The organism is Komagataeibacter nataicola, assembly GCF_003207795.1.
Taxonomy (GTDB): domain Bacteria; phylum Pseudomonadota; class Alphaproteobacteria; order Acetobacterales; family Acetobacteraceae; genus Komagataeibacter; species Komagataeibacter nataicola.
Genome location: NZ_NIRT01000078.1, coordinates 1 through 2,681 on the forward strand (window position 1 = coordinate 1; position 2,681 = coordinate 2,681).

Here is a 2,681-nt window from a genome sequence, read left to right on the forward strand (position 1 = left end):
TCATAACCTGAAGGCCGCAGGTTCAAATCCTGCCCCCGCAACCATGGTTCAAGTGATTGATATCACACATTAAAACCTGCCCTCACCGGCGGGTTTTTTTTGTGCCCGGAATACGCCGCAGGATGCACATAGGATGCAAATGGGAGTGAAAGCACAGCGTAGTTTGGGCTGATCGCAGGTGTTTCACGATCGCGTGTTGGGTGTGATGGAACTCGGCTACGGTCAGTGGTGCGATCCCATGTTACGGTGGAGCATGGTGTCTGATCCTCTCGATTCCGCGCTGGCAGGAGAGCCCCGTTGAGCGGTGCGGCTGCGTCGTCCGAGGCGCTGGCCGGCCTCGTGGAGCGGGTGACGTTCCACAACGCCGAAAATGGTTTCTGCGTTCTGCGGGTGAAGGTGCGGGGACAGCGTGACCTCGTCACCGTTGTCGGCCATGCCGCCATGATCTCGGCGGGCGAGTTCGTGCAAATGTCGGGGCGCTGGTTCAACGACCACACCCACGGCCTCCAGTTCAAGGCGGAGTTTCTCAAGGCCAGCCTGCCGACCACGGTCGAGGGCATCGAGCGTTATCTTGGTTCGGGCATGATCCGGGGCATTGGTCCCGTCTATGCGAAGAAGCTGGTGAAAGCGTTCGGCGAGGCCGTGTTCGATCTGATCGAGCAGGAACCGGGACGGCTGCGGGAGGTGACGGGCATCGGCCCGAAGCGCGCGGAGCGGATTGTCGCCGGCTGGGCGGACCAGAAGGTGATCCGCGAGATCATGCTGTTCCTGCACAGCAACGGCGTTGGCACCTCGCGGGCAGTCCGGATCTTCAAGACCTACGGGCAGGACGCGGTCAGACTGATCAGCGAGAACCCCTATCGGCTGGCGAAGGATATTCGCGGGATCGGATTCAAGACCGCTGACCAGATTGCCCGGAAGATGGGGATCGCACCCGACGCCATGATCCGGGTGAGGGCCGGGATCTCCTACGCGCTCGGCGAGGCGATGGATGAAGGGCATTGCGGCCTCCCGGAGGGGGAACTGCTGACCAGCACCGCCGAACTGCTGGAGGTCGTCCCCCCTCTGATCGAGACGGCCCTCGCGCTGGAGCTGGAAGCGGGCGACGTTATTGCCGACAGCGTGGGCGAGACGGGCTGCATCTTCCTTGCCGGCCTGTATCGCGCGGAGCAGAGCATCGCAGAGCGATTGCGCGCCTGCGCCATTGGCCGTCCGCCCTGGCCTGACATCGACGCTGAAAAGGCCATGACCTGGGTGGAAGGCAAGACCGGGCTGGCTCTGGCGCCCAGCCAGCAGGAGGCGGTGCGCCTTGCCCTGCGCAGCAAGGTGCTGGTGATCACGGGTGGTCCTGGTGTGGGCAAGACCACGCTGGTCAACGCCATCCTGAAAATTGTGACCGCCAAGAGCACCGACGTGCAGCTCTGCGCCCCGACCGGCCGGGCGGCAAAACGCCTCTCGGAAAGCACCGGACTGGAGGGCAAGACCATCCACCGCTTGCTGGAGACGGATCCGGCGACCGGCAGCTTCAAGCGGGACGATACCAACCCGCTGACCTGCGATCTGCTGGTCGTGGACGAGGCCAGCATGGTGGACGTGCTGCTGATGCGCTCCCTGCTGCGTGCGTTGCCCGATAGCGCAGCCCTGCTGATCGTGGGCGACGTGGACCAGTTGCCGTCGGTCGGACCGGGGCAGGTGCTGGCCGATATCATCGGCTCGGACGCCGTACCGGTGGTGCGGCTGACGGAAGTGTTCCGCCAGGCGGCGCAGAGCCGGATCATCACCAACGCGCACCGGATCAATGAGGGCAGGATGCCTGAACTGAGCGCGGAAGAGGGATCGGATTTCTACTTCGTGGAGGCCGCCGACCCAGAGATCGGACTGCGCAAGCTGTTGGCTGTGGTGAGGGACCGCATTCCGGCACGGTTCGGGCTGGACCCGGTTCGGGACGTGCAGGTGCTCTGCCCGATGAACCGGGGTGGCCTTGGGGCGCGGTCGCTGAATATCGAATTGCAGCAGGCGCTGAACGCGCCAGGCGAGGTGAAGGTCGAGCGGTTTGGCTGGACCTATGGGCCGGGCCACAAGGTGATGCAGATCGCCAACGATTATGACCGGGATGTTTTCAATGGCGATCTCGGCGTTATCGACAGGATCGATATCGAAGAGGGTGAACTGACGGTCTCATTCGATGGACGGGAGGTCGTTTATGGCTTCGGCGAGCTGGACGAACTGGTGTTGGCCTACGCCACGACCATCCACAAGAGCCAGGGATCGGAATATCCGGCTGTCGTCATCCCGCTGGTGACGCAGCATTACGCCATGCTCGCGCGGAACCTGCTCTACACGGGGCTGACACGTGGCCGGAAACTCGTCGTGCTGGTGGGCCAGAAGAAGGCGCTGGCCATCGCGGTGCGTAATCAGGGCGGAAGGCGGCGATGGTCGAAGCTGAAAGAGTGGCTGGTGCAGGGAGCGATATGACGCAGCGATGCTTTCATGTCGGCTTCCGCCTTCATTTAAGTCACTCAATTAAAATTCGTAACTTGCCGGAAGCAGACGTCGGTTGGAAACCTACGTAACTTGCGCCTAGGCTCAGGACTCATAGCCAGAAGATGACGGTTGCAGCGAGGCAGATGGCTGAGAAGAAGACGTTCGGGCATCTGTCATAGCGTGTTGCGACCCGCCGC

The 2,681-nt window shown here is 62.6% G+C and carries 1 protein-coding gene and 1 pseudogene; one reads left to right on the forward strand and one right to left on the reverse strand.

Annotated elements, in window-relative coordinates:
• The first annotated feature begins 297 nt into the window (after positions 1-297).
• Complete coding sequence (recD2, locus tag CDI09_RS17265; RefSeq protein WP_078526879.1) at positions 298-2,475, forward strand: SF1B family DNA helicase RecD2; 2,178 nt, start codon at positions 298-300, stop codon at positions 2,473-2,475.
• 118 nt (positions 2,476-2,593) lie between these two features.
• Here recD2 and CDI09_RS17270 read toward each other — a convergent pair.
• A pseudogene (locus CDI09_RS17270) lies at positions 2,594-2,681 on the reverse strand (IS5/IS1182 family transposase); the annotation flags it as partial.